16 protein-coding genes and 1 tRNA gene are annotated in these 15,969 nt (G+C 41.0%); 10 read left to right on the plus strand and 7 right to left on the minus strand.

Annotation, left to right across the window (positions count from 1 at the left end; all coding sequences use genetic code 11):
- The first annotated feature begins 10 nt into the window (after positions 1 to 10).
- The 8 genes from FG28_RS11115 (at position 11) to FG28_RS11150 (ending at position 8,355) form a co-directional block, all read left to right on the plus strand.
- Positions 11 to 1,216: an FtsW/RodA/SpoVE family cell cycle protein gene (locus FG28_RS11115; RefSeq protein ID WP_036382818.1), complete on the plus strand. Its 1,206-nt coding sequence runs from the start codon at positions 11 to 13 to the stop codon at positions 1,214 to 1,216.
- Positions 1,203 to 2,291, plus strand: a complete 1,089-nt coding sequence (gene murG, locus FG28_RS11120) for an undecaprenyldiphospho-muramoylpentapeptide beta-N-acetylglucosaminyltransferase (RefSeq protein WP_036382819.1) — start codon at positions 1,203 to 1,205, stop codon at positions 2,289 to 2,291. Before FG28_RS11115 ends, murG begins: the two co-directional genes overlap by 14 nt.
- Positions 2,288 to 3,637, plus strand: a complete 1,350-nt coding sequence (gene murC, locus FG28_RS11125; RefSeq protein ID WP_036382820.1) for a UDP-N-acetylmuramate--L-alanine ligase — start codon at positions 2,288 to 2,290, stop codon at positions 3,635 to 3,637. The genes murG and murC overlap by 4 nt, the downstream gene beginning before the upstream one ends.
- Complete coding sequence (locus tag FG28_RS11130) at positions 3,627 to 4,346, plus strand: cell division protein FtsQ/DivIB (RefSeq protein ID WP_036382822.1); 720 nt, start codon at positions 3,627 to 3,629, stop codon at positions 4,344 to 4,346. The genes murC and FG28_RS11130 overlap by 11 nt, the downstream gene beginning before the upstream one ends.
- Before the next feature lie 3 nt (positions 4,347 to 4,349).
- Complete coding sequence (gene ftsA / locus FG28_RS11135) at positions 4,350 to 5,675, plus strand: cell division protein FtsA (RefSeq protein ID WP_036382826.1); 1,326 nt, start codon at positions 4,350 to 4,352, stop codon at positions 5,673 to 5,675.
- A 47-nt stretch (positions 5,676 to 5,722) separates the two neighbouring features.
- Positions 5,723 to 7,717, plus strand: a complete 1,995-nt coding sequence (ftsZ, locus tag FG28_RS11140) for a cell division protein FtsZ (RefSeq protein ID WP_036382838.1) — start codon at positions 5,723 to 5,725, stop codon at positions 7,715 to 7,717.
- A 102-nt stretch (positions 7,718 to 7,819) separates the two neighbouring features.
- On the plus strand, positions 7,820 to 8,269 hold the full coding sequence (locus FG28_RS11145) for a GatB/YqeY domain-containing protein (protein ID WP_036382840.1): 450 nt from the start codon (positions 7,820 to 7,822) through the stop codon (positions 8,267 to 8,269).
- Between the two features lie 12 nt (positions 8,270 to 8,281).
- Positions 8,282 to 8,355, plus strand: a tRNA-Arg gene (locus FG28_RS11150).
- On the opposite strand, the gene FG28_RS20465 is transcribed toward FG28_RS11150, so the two are convergent.
- From FG28_RS20465 to FG28_RS11175, 5 genes are all read right to left on the minus strand, one after another.
- Positions 8,309 to 9,925, minus strand: coding sequence for a recombinase family protein (locus FG28_RS20465; RefSeq protein WP_081894500.1), 1,617 nt, complete (start codon positions 9,923 to 9,925; stop codon positions 8,309 to 8,311). The genes FG28_RS11150 and FG28_RS20465 overlap by 47 nt on opposite strands.
- On the minus strand, positions 9,922 to 10,095 hold the full coding sequence (locus FG28_RS11160; protein ID WP_156102265.1) for a hypothetical protein: 174 nt from the start codon (positions 10,093 to 10,095) through the stop codon (positions 9,922 to 9,924). The genes FG28_RS20465 and FG28_RS11160 overlap by 4 nt, the downstream gene beginning before the upstream one ends.
- A gap of 136 nt (positions 10,096 to 10,231) precedes the next feature.
- Complete coding sequence (locus tag FG28_RS11165) at positions 10,232 to 10,513, minus strand: hypothetical protein (protein ID WP_081894502.1); 282 nt, start codon at positions 10,511 to 10,513, stop codon at positions 10,232 to 10,234.
- A gap of 20 nt (positions 10,514 to 10,533) precedes the next feature.
- Complete coding sequence (locus FG28_RS11170; RefSeq protein ID WP_036382849.1) at positions 10,534 to 11,583, minus strand: relaxase/mobilization nuclease domain-containing protein; 1,050 nt, start codon at positions 11,581 to 11,583, stop codon at positions 10,534 to 10,536.
- On the minus strand, positions 11,573 to 11,920 hold the full coding sequence (locus FG28_RS11175) for a plasmid mobilization protein (protein WP_051947280.1): 348 nt from the start codon (positions 11,918 to 11,920) through the stop codon (positions 11,573 to 11,575). The genes FG28_RS11170 and FG28_RS11175 overlap by 11 nt, the downstream gene beginning before the upstream one ends.
- 377 nt (positions 11,921 to 12,297) lie before the next feature.
- Between FG28_RS11175 and FG28_RS11180 the strand changes: the two genes are divergently transcribed.
- Positions 12,298 to 12,618, plus strand: a complete 321-nt coding sequence (locus FG28_RS11180; RefSeq protein WP_036382851.1) for a DUF6922 domain-containing protein — start codon at positions 12,298 to 12,300, stop codon at positions 12,616 to 12,618.
- Positions 12,619 to 12,682: 64 nt separating this feature from the next.
- Positions 12,683 to 13,411 (plus strand): nucleotidyl transferase AbiEii/AbiGii toxin family protein, encoded by a 729-nt coding sequence (locus tag FG28_RS11185; protein WP_176712394.1) that lies wholly within the window; start codon positions 12,683 to 12,685, stop codon positions 13,409 to 13,411.
- A gap of 725 nt (positions 13,412 to 14,136) precedes the next feature.
- Here FG28_RS11185 and FG28_RS20150 read toward each other — a convergent pair.
- Both FG28_RS20150 and cysC read right to left on the minus strand, forming a co-directional pair.
- The gene (locus FG28_RS20150) at positions 14,137 to 15,294 is read right to left on the minus strand and encodes a DUF6625 family protein (protein WP_051947281.1); all 1,158 of its coding nucleotides are present in this window, start codon (positions 15,292 to 15,294) and stop codon (positions 14,137 to 14,139) included.
- A gap of 44 nt (positions 15,295 to 15,338) precedes the next feature.
- Complete coding sequence (cysC, locus tag FG28_RS11195; RefSeq protein ID WP_036382853.1) at positions 15,339 to 15,953, minus strand: adenylyl-sulfate kinase; 615 nt, start codon at positions 15,951 to 15,953, stop codon at positions 15,339 to 15,341.
- Between the last annotated feature and the right edge of the window lie 16 nt (positions 15,954 to 15,969).

Genomic DNA, 15,969 nt, shown 5'->3' on the forward strand with positions numbered 1-15,969 from the left:
ACCAATACCAGTGTTGGCAATATTCAAAAATTTGAAAGGAGACAAAGCCATTTGGGGCGTCGTGGCCCTTTTGGCCCTTTTCTCATTTTTGCCCGTCTATAGTGCAAGCACCAATTTGGTGTACGTAAACGACGACGGTACCACCTTTGGCCATTTGGTAAAACATGCTGTGCTCTTGTTTTTGGGCTTCGGGATTATATATGCAGTACATCGCATCCCCACCCATTACTTTAAAGGGCTCTCCATCATTGCCATGCCCATTGTGCTGCTATTGCTGGGCTACACCCTGACCGTGGAAACGGAAATTGGGGGTGTTACAGCCAATCGATGGATCAAGATTCCATTTGTGGGGGTTAATTTCCAGACCTCGACCTTGGCCTCTGTGGTTCTAATGATTTGGATTGCACGCTATTTGACCAAGATCAAAGATGTCCAGATTACGTTCAAGGAAAGCATTTTGCCACTTTGGTTGCCAACGGCACTTGTGGTTTTATTGATTTTGCCTGAAAACTTTTCAACGGCAGCCATCATCTGTTTTTTGGTGTTGGTGCTTTGCTTTTTAGGTGGATACCCCTTAAAATATTTGTTCTCTATGGTTGGTGTGGGCATTGTATTGGCAGGCATGTTTTTGTTTGTGCTGTTCAAAGCTCCTGAGGTGTTGCCAGATAGAGCTGGAACCTGGAAATCAAGAATAGAGACGTTTATTCATCCCGAACAAGCGGATAAAGACGATTTGCATCAGCTGACCTTGGCACAAATTGCGATCGCTGAAGGTGGAATTGTTGGAAAAGGCGCAGGGAAAAGCGTCATGAAAAATTTGTTATCGCAGAGTACCTCAGATTTCATTTTCGCCATCATTATTGAGGAATATGGATTGTTGGGCGGTGGAGCGCTGCTGTTTTTCTATTTGTTGTTGCTCTTCCGGATTGTGGTGGTGGCCCATTCGGCCAAGACGGTATTTTCAAAATTATTGGTGATAGGGGTTGGATTGCCCATCGTTTTTCAAGCCTTCATCAATATGGCGGTTGTGGTGCAATTGTTTCCCGTAACGGGTCAGCCCTTGCCGTTGATCAGTATGGGTGGAACATCAATATGGATGACCTGTATGGCCATAGGAATCGTATTGAGTGCCAGCAACAAAACAGAGAATTTAGAGGAGCAATCCTATGATATAGATGAAACCAATCCTTTAGAAGTACTGAGTGGACAAATTTAGGTTTATACTTTCTGGAGGGGGTACTGGAGGACATATTTATCCGGCCATAGCCATAGCCAACGAGTTGAAAAGAAGGCACCCAAATGCGGAGTTTTTGTTCGTAGGGGCAAAGGATAAAATGGAGATGGAAAAAGTACCACAGGCCGGTTACAAGATAAAAGGCTTGTGGATAAGTGGAATACAACGGAAACTGACATTGAAAAATTTCATGTTTCCCTTTAAACTGATAAGTAGTTTGTTCGAAGCACGAAAAATAGTAAAACAATTTCAGCCTGATGTCGCCATCGGGACGGGAGGCTTTGCCAGCGGCCCATTATTGCGAATGGCGGCTAGTGCGGGGATTCCCTGTGTGCTTCAAGAACAGAATTCCTTTGCGGGAATCACCAACAAACTATTGGCCGGGAAAGCTGAGAAAATATGTGTGGCCTATGACGGTATGGAGCGGTTTTTTCCGAAGGAAAAGATTGTAAAAACCGGAAACCCCATCCGAATGGATTTGGTGGATATAAAATCAGACAAAAAAGAAGCCAGTGATTTCTTCGGTTTGGATGAAGACAAGAAAACAGTTTTGGTCTTAGGTGGCAGTTTAGGAGCAAGGCGCATCAACCAATTGATAGAAAAGGAACTACACTTTTTTGAAACCATGGGATTGCAGGTGCTTTGGCAGTGCGGTAAACTCTATTATGACGAGTACAAAAAACATGAATCTGATTCAGTAAAAGTGTTGGCCTTTGTTAATCGAATGGATTTGGCCTATGCCGCTGGGGATGTGATTATTTCTCGTGCAGGAGCTGGTTCCGTTTCTGAATTATGCTTGGTGGGAAAACCTGTGGTTTTTATTCCATCACCCAACGTGGCGGAGGACCATCAGACCCAAAATGCTAAAGCTTTGGTGGCCAAAGATGCCGCCATCATGTTGCGAGAAACAGAGCTGGATGCTGAATTTGAAAAAAGCTTTACCAAACTGATGGATTCCCAAGAGCTGCAAAACAAGTTGGGAGCCAATATTAAAAAGATGGCCATGCCCAAAGCCACGGAACATATTGTAGATGAAATTGAAAAATTGTTAAAGTGAACATAAAGGACATCCATAGCGTTTATTTTATCGGTATCGGAGGGATTGGTATGTCCGCGTTGGCGAGTTATTTCCATTTTATTGGAAAACCAGTGGCTGGTTATGATAAAACTCCTACTCCCATCACGGATGGATTGATGGAGAAGGGCATTTTGGTTCATTTTGATGATAATGTGGATGTCATTCCTGAAACGTTCAAAAAAGCCGGAACCCTTGTGGTTTATACTCCTGCTGTCCCTGCCGCCCATTCCGAATTGCAATACTTCAAAAGCAATGGTTTTGACATTAAAAAACGCTCCGAAGTATTGGGCATCATCACAAAAGACACCTTTTGTTTGGCTGTGGCAGGAACACATGGGAAGACCACCACATCTTGCATTTTGGCCCATTTGTTAAAAGAATGCAACATGCCCTTCACTGCATTTTTGGGTGGGGTTTCGGAGGATTTCAACAGCAATTTTGTACTGGAGGGCACTGAATATTCGGTGGTGGAAGCGGATGAATTTGACCGCTCCTTTTTGCGACTTTCACCCAATGTTGCCTGCATCACCTCCATGGATGCTGACCATTTGGACATTTACGGAACCAAAGAAGAGTTGCAGCAATCCTTCAGGGATTTTGCAGGAAAAATTAAACCCGGTGGAACACTTTTCATGAAAAAGGGACTTCCATTGGAGGGCATAACCTTTGGAATAGAAGATGGTTCGGACTACCGAATTGAACATATTGAAGTTGAACATGGAACCTACGTATTTGATTTAGTTACGCCTTCGGAGGTGTTGAAAAAAGTGCGTTTCAACAAACCCGGAAGGCACAATTTGCTCAATGGATTAGCTGCTTTCGCGATGGCGGTGCAAACAGGCTGCCCACCACACCGCCTTGCAGAAGCTTTATCCAGTTTTAAGGGAGTACAGCGCAGGTTTTCGTATCAAATCAAGGAAAAGGACTTTGCTTTTATTGATGATTATGCCCATCATCCAGCAGAGATTGATGCGGTGTATCAAGCGATTCGTGAGGTGCATCCCGGTGAAAAAATCACCGTGATTTTTCAACCGCATCTGTTTTCACGCACACGGGATTTTGCCGATGAGTTTGCAGAAAGTCTTTCGCAATTTGATGTGATTTTATTGATGGAAATATATCCAGCCAGAGAGGAACCTATTGAAGGAATTAGCTCGGAATGGCTATTGGAAAAAATAGAAAACCCCCACAAAAAGTTGATTTCAAAATCAAAATTAATTGAAGAAATAAAACAATGTAAAACTGGAATTTTGGTGGCTCTAGGCGCGGGCGATATTGGAATGGAGGTGCCAAAAATCAAAAAGGAATTGGCCTATGCGAGTTAATTGGGATTACATAAAGTTGGTTTGCTTATCCATTGCTGTGGTGGGGCTTTATGGTTTTGCCGATCATCGGAGCAAACTGAAAAAAGTGGATGGAATCACCGTTAAATTTGTGGGTGACAATAACTTGTACATCACTGAGGACGCGGTTAATAAATTGTTAATACAAAATTACGGGCCTGTAAAAAATAGGGGCAAAGAACAGTTAGTTTTGAATACCATAGAGGAGGTAATCCAATCCAATGCTATGGTTAAAAACGCCCAGGTCTATCTTACTGTAAACGGAGAACTTGTCTCCAAAATTGTTCAGCGTAAACCGATTGGGAGAGTAGAGGGAATCTCTAAATTTTATTTGGATGATTTGGGAGAACGCATGCCTTTATCAAAACACCATTCGGCCCGGGTTCCCATCATTACAGGTGAGATTACGGGAAAAACCTTGGAGGACGCTTATGTTATTTTGAACTATATCAACGGAGACGATTTTCTACGGAAAAATGTCATCGGGATACACATTGTGAAGGAAGGTAAATACCAACTAAGATTCCGAATGGAAAACTTTGTGGTCAATTTGGGGGGAGTGGAAAATCTTAATGAGAAGTTCAAAAATTTTATGGCTTTTTATGCCAAGGCATCCAAGGATTTGTCGTTGGCAGATTATGCAATAGTGAGTTTAGAGTTCAACAATCAAGTGGTTTGCACCAAAATATAACGTATGGAACAGGGTAATTATTCAGTTGGATTGGATATTGGAACTACCAAGATTGTCGCGATCATTGGTAGGGAAAATGAGTATGGAAAAATTGAGATTTTAGGAACTGGAAAGTCCAAAAGTCTGGGTGTGCACCGTGGAGTGGTCAACAATATTACACAGACCATTTCCTCTATTCAGCAAGCCGTGGAGCAGGCCGAGGTCAATTCAGGCCTTAAAATTGGTTCCGTGGTGGTTGGCATTGCAGGACAACACATCAGAAGTCTTCAGCATAGCGATTATATCACCAGACCGGATTCGGAAGAGGTCATCAACAATGATGATCTGGATCGACTGTGCAACCAAGTGTACAAATTGGTGATGCTTCCCGGTGAGGAAATCATTCATGTACTGCCCCAAGAATACAAAGTGGACGGGCAAACCGAAATAAAACAACCCAAAGGAATGTACGGTGGCCGCTTGGAAGCCAACTTCCACGTAGTGGTTGGGCAAGTTTCGTCCATCAAAAATATTGGAAGGTGCATTAAAAGTGCCGGATTGGATTTGGGCAACATTACTTTAGAACCCTTGGCCTCAGCAGATGCTGTTTTAAGTCAAGAGGAAAAAGAGGCCGGTGTGGCCCTGATCGATATAGGAGGTGGTACTACGGATTTGGCCATTTTTAAGGATGGCATTATCCGTCATACGGCTGTTATCCCATTTGGAGGTAACGTCATCACCGAAGACATTAAAGAGGGCTGTTCCATTATTGAGAAACAGGCCGAACTGTTGAAAATAAAATTTGGTTCCGCATGGCCCGGGGAAAATAAGGACAATGAGATTGTTTCCATTCCCGGACTTCGTGGCCGTGAGCCCAAGGAAATTACCTTGAAGAACCTTTCCAAGATCATCCATGCCCGAGTGGTGGAGATTGTGGAACAGGTGTATGTGGAAATCAAGAACTACGGACACGAAGAGCAGAAGAAAAAACTGATTGCAGGTATTGTATTGACTGGTGGTGGAAGCCAGCTAAAGCATTTAAAGCAACTGGTGGAATACATCACAGGAATGGATACCCGCATTGGCTATCCCAACGAGCATTTGGCAGGAGATTCAGATGAGGAAGTGGCAAGCCCGCTCTATGCAACAGCGGTAGGTCTCTTAATGAACGCTTTGGAATCCACTGGAAATCAAGTCGTAAATGAGGAAGAGCAAGTCCCTGAAGAGGAAAAGGTATTGGTGGGCCAAGAAGATATGTCGGGCCAGTCAATGTCTTCCGAAAAAGAACGAAAATCAATTTTTGATAAATGGTCCGAGAAGTTGAAAGACTTTTTGGATAACGCAGAATAACCCCATACAAAGCAGAGTAATAACCCCATAAAAGAAACACAACCGTCATGAGTAAGAACGCCGAATTTGACAACATCGCTTTTGATTTGCCCAAGAACAAAAGCAACGTAATAAAAGTAATCGGAGTTGGAGGTGGAGGAAGCAATGCCATCAATCACATGTTCCAAGCAGGAATCAATGGAGTGGACTTCGTTATTTGCAACACAGACGCACAAGCCCTACAAAATAGCCCAGTGCCCAATAAAATCCAGTTAGGGGTCTCCTTGACAGAAGGATTGGGAGCAGGGGCAAATCCTGAGATTGGGGAGCAGGCAGCTTTGGAAAGCATGGAAGACATCAAAGGCATGTTGGAACATACCACCAAAATGGCCTTTATCACGGCCGGTATGGGCGGTGGAACGGGTACAGGTGCTGCTCCTGTGATTGCCAAGTTGGCCAAGGAGATGGATGTGCTTACCGTGGGGATTGTTACCATCCCCTTTCAGTTTGAAGGGGCCATGCGGAACAAACAGGCACAATTGGGGATAGAAAAATTACGTGCCAATGTGGATTCGTTGATTGTCATCAACAATAACAAACTGCGGGAAGTTTACGGTAATCTTGGGTTTAAGGCCGGATTTTCCAAAGCAGATGAGGTTTTGGCCACTGCGGCAAGGGGTATTGCAGAGGTAATTACCCATCACTACACACAAAACATTGACCTAAGGGATGCCAAAACGGTACTTTCCAATAGTGGAACGGCCATTATGGGTTCTGCCACGGCCACAGGTTCTGCTAGGGCCAACGAGGCCATTATGAAGGCTTTGGACTCTCCACTGTTGAACGACAACAAAATCAACGGAGCGAAGAATGTGTTGCTTTTGATTGTTTCCGGGTCTCAGGAAATAACTATTGATGAGATTGGGGAAATCAACGACCATATCCAGATTGAGGCTGGTCACGGGGCCAATATTATCATGGGTGTGGGTGAAGATGAAAGTTTAGGTGAGGCCATAGCGGTCACCGTTATCGCTACGGGATTCAATGTTGACCAACAGGACGACATTGTAAACACGGAGTCCAAAAAAGTGTTTTACACGTTGGAAGACGAGCAAACCGCACAGCAGGACTTGACTCCTGAAGCCACTTCGGTTCAAGAGGTGAAAATTGAAAAGGAGCCCGTTCAACCCCAAGAGCCTACCATTGTAAAGCACACCTTAGAAGCTGAGGAAGAGGAAATAGTGGAAATCGAGCCCAAAGCAAAGGCACAACCACGGGTGGAGAAAGCACCGGAGTCGGATTTGATCCCTACAACCAGTTATATCAGAAATTTTAATGTGTTCTACGAAGAAGTGGTTCCGGAATATGTAGAGGATGATTTCATCATTATTGAGGCGAAGAACATCATCAACGAAATTGAGGTGATAGACCCCGAGGTAGTTTCGCCAAATGCCAAAGAAGACCAGTTTACTTTGAGTTTTGATATGCCTTTGAACAGTGAAGTGGAAGAGGAAACAGACGAAAAGGAACATACGGTTACTTTTAATCTGGATGATGGTATAGGCGATGTCAACGTAAACGAATATGTGGAGGTAAAGCCTGTCTTGGAATACAAGAAAGAAGGAGAGACCCGCTACGATTTGGAAGAGTACATGGAGCTGGAGAACAAACTCACCGGGGCAAAATCAAAAGCGGAGACCCACGAGCCCAAATTGGTGGAAAATGAATTGGTTTTTGAGAAAAAGACCATCAAAATGGAAGCTTCCAATCAGGGTGAAGGAGACTCAAACAATATGGATCCTTTCAATAGCTCCATCAGTGAATTGTTGAAAGAGCGCGCGGATGAGCGTCGCAAAAAATTGAAAAATTTCAATTATAAGTTCCAAAACAATAGGAACAGTATTGACGAGATAGAGAAACAACCTGCATACAAGCGCCAAGGAGTGGATTTAAATGACGTTCCCAAGGAGCAAAAAGTATCCAGGACCACATTGAGTGAGGACAGTAACGATGATTTACAGTTGCGTTCCAACAACTCTTTTTTACACGATAATGTTGATTAGTAGTGTTTAAATTGAAATCCATTTTTTAATGGAAAGCATAAGCCCGAAAGTTAAGAGACTTTCGGGTTTATTTTTTATCTTCGCAGCCCAAAATATTCAGTAATGGATTTGCAGGAAAAAGTAATGGCCGAAATGAAAGCCGCAATGAAAGCAAAGGACACTGTTGCCTTGGAATCATTACGGGCGATTAAATCCGCCATTTTATTGGCAAAGACCGAAAAAGTGGGCACTGAACTATCTGAAGAAGATGAAATTAAGCTCGTTCAAAAGTTGGTAAAACAACGAAAGGACAGTGCAGTCATCTATCAGCAGCAGGGACGGGAAGATTTGGCGGAGCCAGAGTTGGCCCAAGTTGCGGTAATTGAAAAGTTTTTGCCAGAGCAGCTTACGGAAGAAGAGATAGAAAAAGTAGTGGTGCAGACCATCGATTCCATCGGAGCTTCTGGAATGCAGGATATGGGAAAAGTTATGGGCATTGTCTCCAAGGAATTGGCGGGACAGGCTGACGGAAAAACCATTTCCAGCATCGTAAAGGCAAAATTAAGTTCGTAAGTAATACATAGCGGCCCAGTAGTTCAACTGGATAGAATATCAGATTTCGGCTCTGAGGGTTGGGGGTTCGAATCCTCCCTGGGTCACTAAACGGGATTTTTCACAAATTGAGTGGAAATTCCCGTTTTTTATTTCCTTCAAATTACCTGAAAACGAACTGATTGCGCCAAAAATTTCGTTGACCCGAAAAGTTTGAACTACTTTGTTTTTGAAGTCATACACAATCCCGTCGGGGAACACCATATATTGTATGGCCCTTTTTGTTTCCAAATCCCCTAACTTCCATAAATTCGGTAAGTTACAAGCATAATCCAGTGCCATTTTTACTGATTTTTTGAGGTTTGAACTATTTATCCCGCTATTCTCCAATTTCATCTCCAACTCCCTTTGTTTGACTTTTAGTTCAGGCATAAAAAGATCATATTGGGACTTTGTGATTTCGTTAAGCAAAACGAATCTTCTTTCCAACGTATTTATCTGCTCTCCGATTTGAGTGAGTTCTTTGGTCAATCGTTTTTGGTCGTTAAGTGCTTCTTGATTGTTAGCCAACAAGGTATCGTGTATGATATCGGTCAAAGGTTCGATATACTTTTTATCCGCTATGGTATACCTGCTCAAAACATTTATAAACTCTTCATGGAGCTTTTTTGCACTTCTGCTTTCCCTGCTTCCCTTACGCCTGTTCTTGTAATAATATAGCCCCTTTTTCTTCACGATAAACCCAGTATAAGGTGTCCCACAAACCGAAGATCTGACAAACTGTTTTAATGGCAGATTTTCATCGTCGTACGAATATTTCTTGGGTGTATCTCCCTCGTGAAGTAGATTATGGATCTTTAAAAAGATTTCTTTCGATATCAGGGCCTCGTGTTTTCCTTGAATCACTTCTCCAGGAATTAGGCTATTGACAATAAGTCCACAATAGAATGGATTTCTAAAAAGATCGGTCAATTTTTTTGCATGTATGTCCAGGCCCTTTTCTTTGAGCCGTTTTGCAATCTCGACATGGGACATATTTGCATTGGCCTTCCATAAAAAAGCTTGCTTCAACAATTTTCCTTCTTCGGTAATTACGAAATTCGGGACCTTTCCTTTCCCAGGATTTGTATTGGTATATCCAAATGGGTAGGCTCCCGTCCAATGCCCCCTTCGCAGCTTCTCCCGCATTCCCGTAATGGATTTGTCCCTACGGACTTGATTGTCGAAGTGGGAGAACATATGGTATAGGTTTTCTTGAAAGGTCCCAGCACTCGTGGTTACATCGATTTCCTGGGTGGCCGAAATAACGGCCACTCCCTGCTTTTTTAACTGTTCGCTGATATAGGCTCCGTTCGCTCCCGTACGTGAAAACCTATCGTAGGAATAGACAATGATATAGCCAATGTTCTTTCTCCTTTTGACATATTTCAACATCCTTTGAAATTCCCTACGTTCATCGCTCTTTGCGGATTCATAGGTTCCTCCGAAATATTCCAGAACTTCCAATTCCTTTCGAAGTGCATACTCCTGGCAATATTTAAGTTGGGTGCTGAGACTGGCATTTTTGTCAAATTGCTCTTTACTGGAAACACGGGTGTAGATAACAGCCGTATTGTTCTTTCCTATGATCCTTCCCTTTTCCCTTCTGGCAAATTGATCAAATACCTCTAAGTTCATATGTTCCCTTTTTGGACATGGCGGCAAACTATGTTGGCGAGTTCCCTGAGTTGCTCCAAGATTTTTTCCGCTTCTTCCTCCGAATAATCCTCAAACCCTTTAAATGTCTTGAGCCATGTGCTGTTGAATGTTCTTTTTTTCTGCCTTTGTTCAATGATTGTGTTGGACATTTCCATTAAATAGCAGTAGCTCCTTTATCTTGTATGGTCACTACCGTATTTGTATAAGCAGGCTTTAATTTACCTTTTTAAACTATTTAAATCCAGTATCGGATGACAATTTTATCCATTGAATATTAATGGTTGGTTAACTTCTTTTAGTTTTTCCGGAAGGGGAGACTTTTTTCCTGAATATCCTGTTTACACAAACAATCTTACCATTGCTTTGTTTGATTTCCAAGTTCTGAAAATCATGTTGCTTCAACAGGTCTATAATTCGCTCTCCTGTATGCATCCTCTCAAGACCTTCAATAACATCTACCTCTCCATTTTTGATAATCAGTTTGATGGATATGAACCTTTTGTTCCGTATCATTTCCAACACTTGGATCTCGGAGGGGGCCAGTTCTAATGATTCTTGTTTATTCATGTTTTTCATATGCCTAAATTCTACCGGTTCAACCCTTTCTTTTTCTTTGTTCTTTTGGACTTTTTCTTATTAATGTCATCTTTGAGTTCTAGTTTGAAAGGATTCCACTCAGCTTCTTCCAATAAAGGCTCGACTACTCCATTTCCTTTAATTTCTCCCACATAACTTTTTGATTGTTGAGCAGAATTTTCAGTGCTTTTTCCAGTCCCATTATTTCTCGGTTCAACCTTGACTGTTCCATCATCGTTTCCTTCGCCAATTTTATCAGTTCCTCGTTCTTTTCCATTAGCCGACAGTATAACTGAACGGTCTCTTGTTTGCTCATAATCGATTTGTTTTACGATACTGTTCCATGAAAAATTTTTACCAAGGGTACTGCCTTTATATACTATGCCCTGATAGTTGAATGAAATGCCCGAAACCCTTCCTGTGGTTTTGCTAATGTTGAATCTTGGCGATATACTTAGCTCTTGCAGTAATTTGACAAATTCAGTTGTATCCGTTGCCCTTGAAATTGCCAAACCAATCCGCTCCTGTAAAATAAGTTTGATAGGTAAATCGCCTGTTCTCAGGGTTTTCTCTATTTCCTTATGGTCAAGTGATTTTTTTGCACCGGCTTTTTTTGAAATCTGGGTCAGTCCATAATTCCTTTCCAGATCATTGAGCACTTCCCGGCTTCTTCTTTTAATGTTACTATCATTTGTTATCCTACCCGAATACCTTACCCTATTGGCCACTATATGGATATGTTCGTGTTCTGTGTCGGTATGGCGGTACATAATGAACTGGTTGTTATCGAAACCCATTTTCATCAGATAGTCGCATCCCAATGAAGCAAATTCTTTATCGTCCAATTGGTCAGAGTACGGCAGGTTCAAGGAAACATGAAGTACCGTATTCCCAAGCCCCGGACGCAATTGCCTGATCAAATTGAATTCCTGTGTCATATTCACCGCTGTGGATTGTCCGATATTGGAATCGATCACATGCCCTACACCTTTGCTTACCTTTTTTTCATTGTAGGCAAGAACACCGTAAAAATCCTTTCCTATGGTTATCTTACCTATCATTGTTCGAGATATTTGATTTGAGCTGTTTCAATAGCATTTTTACCTCCTCCAATTGTATATGAATGCTGAAAGGGTCACGGATACCTGAGTTCGAGACCCTAGCGAGTTGGTTCAGGTTGTTTCCCATCCGACTCAGCTCGACAAACAGTTTCCGGTCCAACGGATCTACCTTTTTCTTTGGCAGGGATTTTCCTGTACATTTTCTTCGGATATATTCGGCTGTGGACAATCCAATTGTCTTCGCATTGTTGCCAATGATCAAGTATTCGCTTTGTGAAACTCTGAAGGCGATGACAATCGTCCTTTGTTTTGATATGTCCTTTTTAGGTCTTGCCATTTTCTATGGTTTTGGTATTGTTCTAAAGGTCATTTGTAAACGAAGTGCGCAGTTTTTGTTTACAAAAACACAACTTGCTTCGTGACCTCCGATCAACTATATCACAAACCTATGGCCTATGGATTACTTGCAAGGATTTTGCCGTACATGGTCTTTTGTACGGCAAATAATTGAGAGATTTTTTCAAATGGAAAATCAAATATAGCACTGGACATGAACCAAGGATTTCTATGGGAAGGGGGAAAACGGCCGATAGGTTCCTTTGGACAGAATCTTCCATATTAGATCAATGGCCCGATTTTTGTCCCAAGTCATATTGAACACGGGGCCATGGGCCGGACACTGGGATATTTCGTATATTTGATATAGAAAGAACTATGAAAAAGTCGCACAACATAGCATCATCCAAAGGAAAGAACCTAAAGGGTTATTTTCCCGGACCTGTATTTTGGGATGTCGACCCCAGCGTGCTTGATGTGGAAAAGGACAAGATATTTATCATTGAAAGGGTACTGTCCCGCAACATGGGGGACCCACAATATTTTGAGCTTCTCGAAAGACTGTATCCGATAAGTGACATTGTCCGGTGTGCGAAGAGGAGCGAACAGATCCGGGGGAACAGCAGTATCAGGGCCGTGGCCGAACGTTATGGCATCAGACTGGACCATATGAAGAACTACAACCCCTCATTTGGATAATGACCGTCAACCAAGCCGTTTCGGATTAGCTAAAAAGCGTCATCGTCCAATTGATGCATGCGGATTGTTTAAGGGACTTCAACCTTGGAGGAGGACCAACCTCGCTATCCGGCACAATCATAGGGCTTCTACGGACCTCGATCTCTTTTCCCAAGGTGTGGTCGGGGTCGAAAGATTGAAGGAAATAAGTGCTTATTTCAGATCAAACTTCAAAGACGGGCTTTTGGGCCTCTTGGAGGAAAACTTCGGGGATGACCAAATGGCCTTTCTCAGGGTGAACGTACAAAGGAACGGTGTCCCGATCAAAATAGACATCATCCAAAATATCCCGTTGCTCCATCCCGTTGAAATATTAGACAACATCAGGTTGATCCATGAACTCGACATTGGGGCCTTGAAGTTGGTCTCGGCCGCCAATCGTGGGACGCAAAAGGATTTTGGGGATCTTTTGCTGCTCTGCGGGCTGTATTCCCTTGAAAGACTGCATACCGAGCTTATGAAAAGGGAAAGTATGTTCATCGGCAAAGAGTATGGCACCATCTTCAACGTTGAGGGATTTCCCAGCGGTCTGGCCGGTGACCTGTCCGCCTTGGGCAATTTCAATAGGGCAACGGACCGAAAAAGTGAAAGCAACCGCCTTATCCTGACGGAAAATTCCCTGATTCCCGGTTCTTGGCCCGAACTTGGCCAAAGATGGACAGGGATGGTCGAGGCATATACAAAATTGAAAGGTCTGCGTTTTTCCCCTCCTTCCAGAAAGAGAAGATGGAAAAACAAAGGGATCGGGCTGTGAAAAGCCTGTCCTTCAATGAGAAAGTTCCGACTTTTTGAAGTTTGTGCCAATATGTTTTGACCTGACCCACTATGACCTTTGTAGTGATAAAAAGTGAAAAGGGAGAAAAAGACAAAACAGCTCGGTATCCAAGAAAGTGAACGTGGAAATCGATATCGCTCAAAATAAAAATTGCTTCTTCCTTTCAAAAGCAGCAAACCATTGTCCCTGATCTCACAAGAATGACAGGTGAACCTGTCTAAGGAATTCTATGCTTCGTTTCAAAGAACAACGAATGGAGCAATTCCCCCAATACACTCCTTCGTACCATTACATTAATTATGTACCCATCAGATTTGTTTACATATTAAAACATCTGTTTATCTGTACAAATACATAATTGTACATATGTATAATTGTATATGCATACAATTGCATACTCAATCATTTGTATGGATAAATGCTGCTTTGAACCAGTTTGGAGATTATCCGAAAGACTTTTTAAAATTTGTCCTGCAAAATCAAAATACCATTTATGGAAAATGATGTATCCAGCAGCCGATCATTGCCCATCTCAAACCAATGGGATTGCTTTAAAGATATCTGCATCCAAAAAGGACAGAGAATAATGTTCTTGGAAATCTTCTTTTCTCCCTATCCATAAAAAGCACCCTTTAGGGTGCACAGTGTAAAGACCCCAATCTTTAGGACAGGTTCTCTACAAGACTAATATAATTAGATATAGTTCAGATTGCTAGTTTAAGATAATCATTGGAAAGACCCCAATAAACAATTGTTGCAAATTGTTCTTTTAAAAATGCTTTATTTACATCATTATTATCTTGAAAAGAATCATGCAAATCATTGGCGGTAATCGGATGATTGTCATGAAACAAAACCAACAATTGATATATATGGCGCAATGATATTACCATGTCAGATGTAAAGGAACGAAGATAAAAAGAGTTCGAAACTTTTTCAATAAAAAAGTCCTCTTGGTTGAACTTCACCTTTTTTCTCATGAACGATAATTTTCTTTCTTCGATATGTTCCGATAAGTTAGATAAACCGAATCTATCAATATAAATTTCCTCATTTTTCCAATTAAATTTTGGGCTGTCAAAAAGAGAAAATTTCTTTAGACGAATTAGGTGAGTTAAAATATATTCTTTGCCTGAATTAAGACTATAAAGACCATTAGAATTAACTCTGAGCAAGTCGAAAAATTCTGCATAACCCAAAAACTCGTGGCTACAATTATTAAAACTAGAATCTAAAAACATTCTTTCTTTTAAGACAACATGTGTCATCGATTCGATCTCTGTATCTATTTCTAAAATAGAAATACCCTTCAAACATTTATAAAATTCCCAATTACATTCATCAAAGCAAAAGTTATCTTCATTTGTTAAGACAAACTCCCAATCTTTGCTCTTTTTAAATATGTATTTTATCTTGTCAGAATTCTTGTAAATGGCAAAGAAGCCAGATAAATATTCTTCACGTACAGAAATTATCTCATATTTTCTAAGTTTTTCGCTATCTATAAACTTCTCAATGTTTCCCAGAATTATATCTAAATCACAATAACCCCAAAAATCAAAGTCTAAAATAAAATCTTCAAAAATCAAACCATATGCTGGCTTGAAATCACATAATTTATATGGTTCAGAAACATCAATCTCTAACTTTAACTTCTTACTGGCCAGCTGATTAAAATCCTTCAAATTGAACCTAACAAATTTAATATTTGGGATATTTGGAAGTGTCTTTGGTATAAGGATATTTGTGAAGATTATAAATAAAAAATTATTATTATGTGAGGCTGATTTTAAGAAATAGTGAAAATAATCAGGGAATTTTCTTCCAAAATAGGGAATTAAAAATGCAATCTTTCTGGACACTGTTTTCAAAAAATATATATTAAAAAACGGAACTAATAAATCACTTATATGTCCATTTTAATCTTCCAAATAAGCTTTTTAAATATTAAATCTGTCGCTTTCTCTACTGTAAAGCTTTCGTTTATTTCAAGAAATGGATTTACAGGAGGTTCGTAAGGGGCAGAAATTCCGGTAAAGTCATTAATTTTACCTTGTCTCGCTTTTTTGAATAATCCTTTAGCGTCTCTTTCTTCGCAGACTTTCAAACTAGTATTTACATATATTTCCACAAAATCCACATCCCCTATTAGGTTTTTTATTTTCCTTCTTTCCATTAAATATGGAGCTACAAAGGCCGCAAGCACAACTACTCCAGCTTCAATGAATAATTTTGAAATTTCTGAGACAATTCTTAAGTTCTCTGCCCTGTCAGCAGGGCTGAAGGACAGGTTTTTATTTATTCCACTTCTCAAATTGTCCCCATCAAGAATAAAAGTTTTGATATTCTCAGAAAATAGTTTCTGTTCTAACGCATTAGCAAGAGTTGATTTACCAGAACAAGGAAGACCTGTGAACAACACCATAATTGATTTGTGACCATTGAACATCATTCTATCATTTCTTGAAATTTTGAAATGTTCCGGAAAAATGTTATTTCTTATTTCTTTATGTTCTACCATAAATTAACATTTATAC

Source organism: Muricauda sp. MAR_2010_75, from assembly GCF_000745185.1.
In the GTDB taxonomy this organism is placed as follows: Bacteria; Bacteroidota; Bacteroidia; order Flavobacteriales; family Flavobacteriaceae; genus Flagellimonas.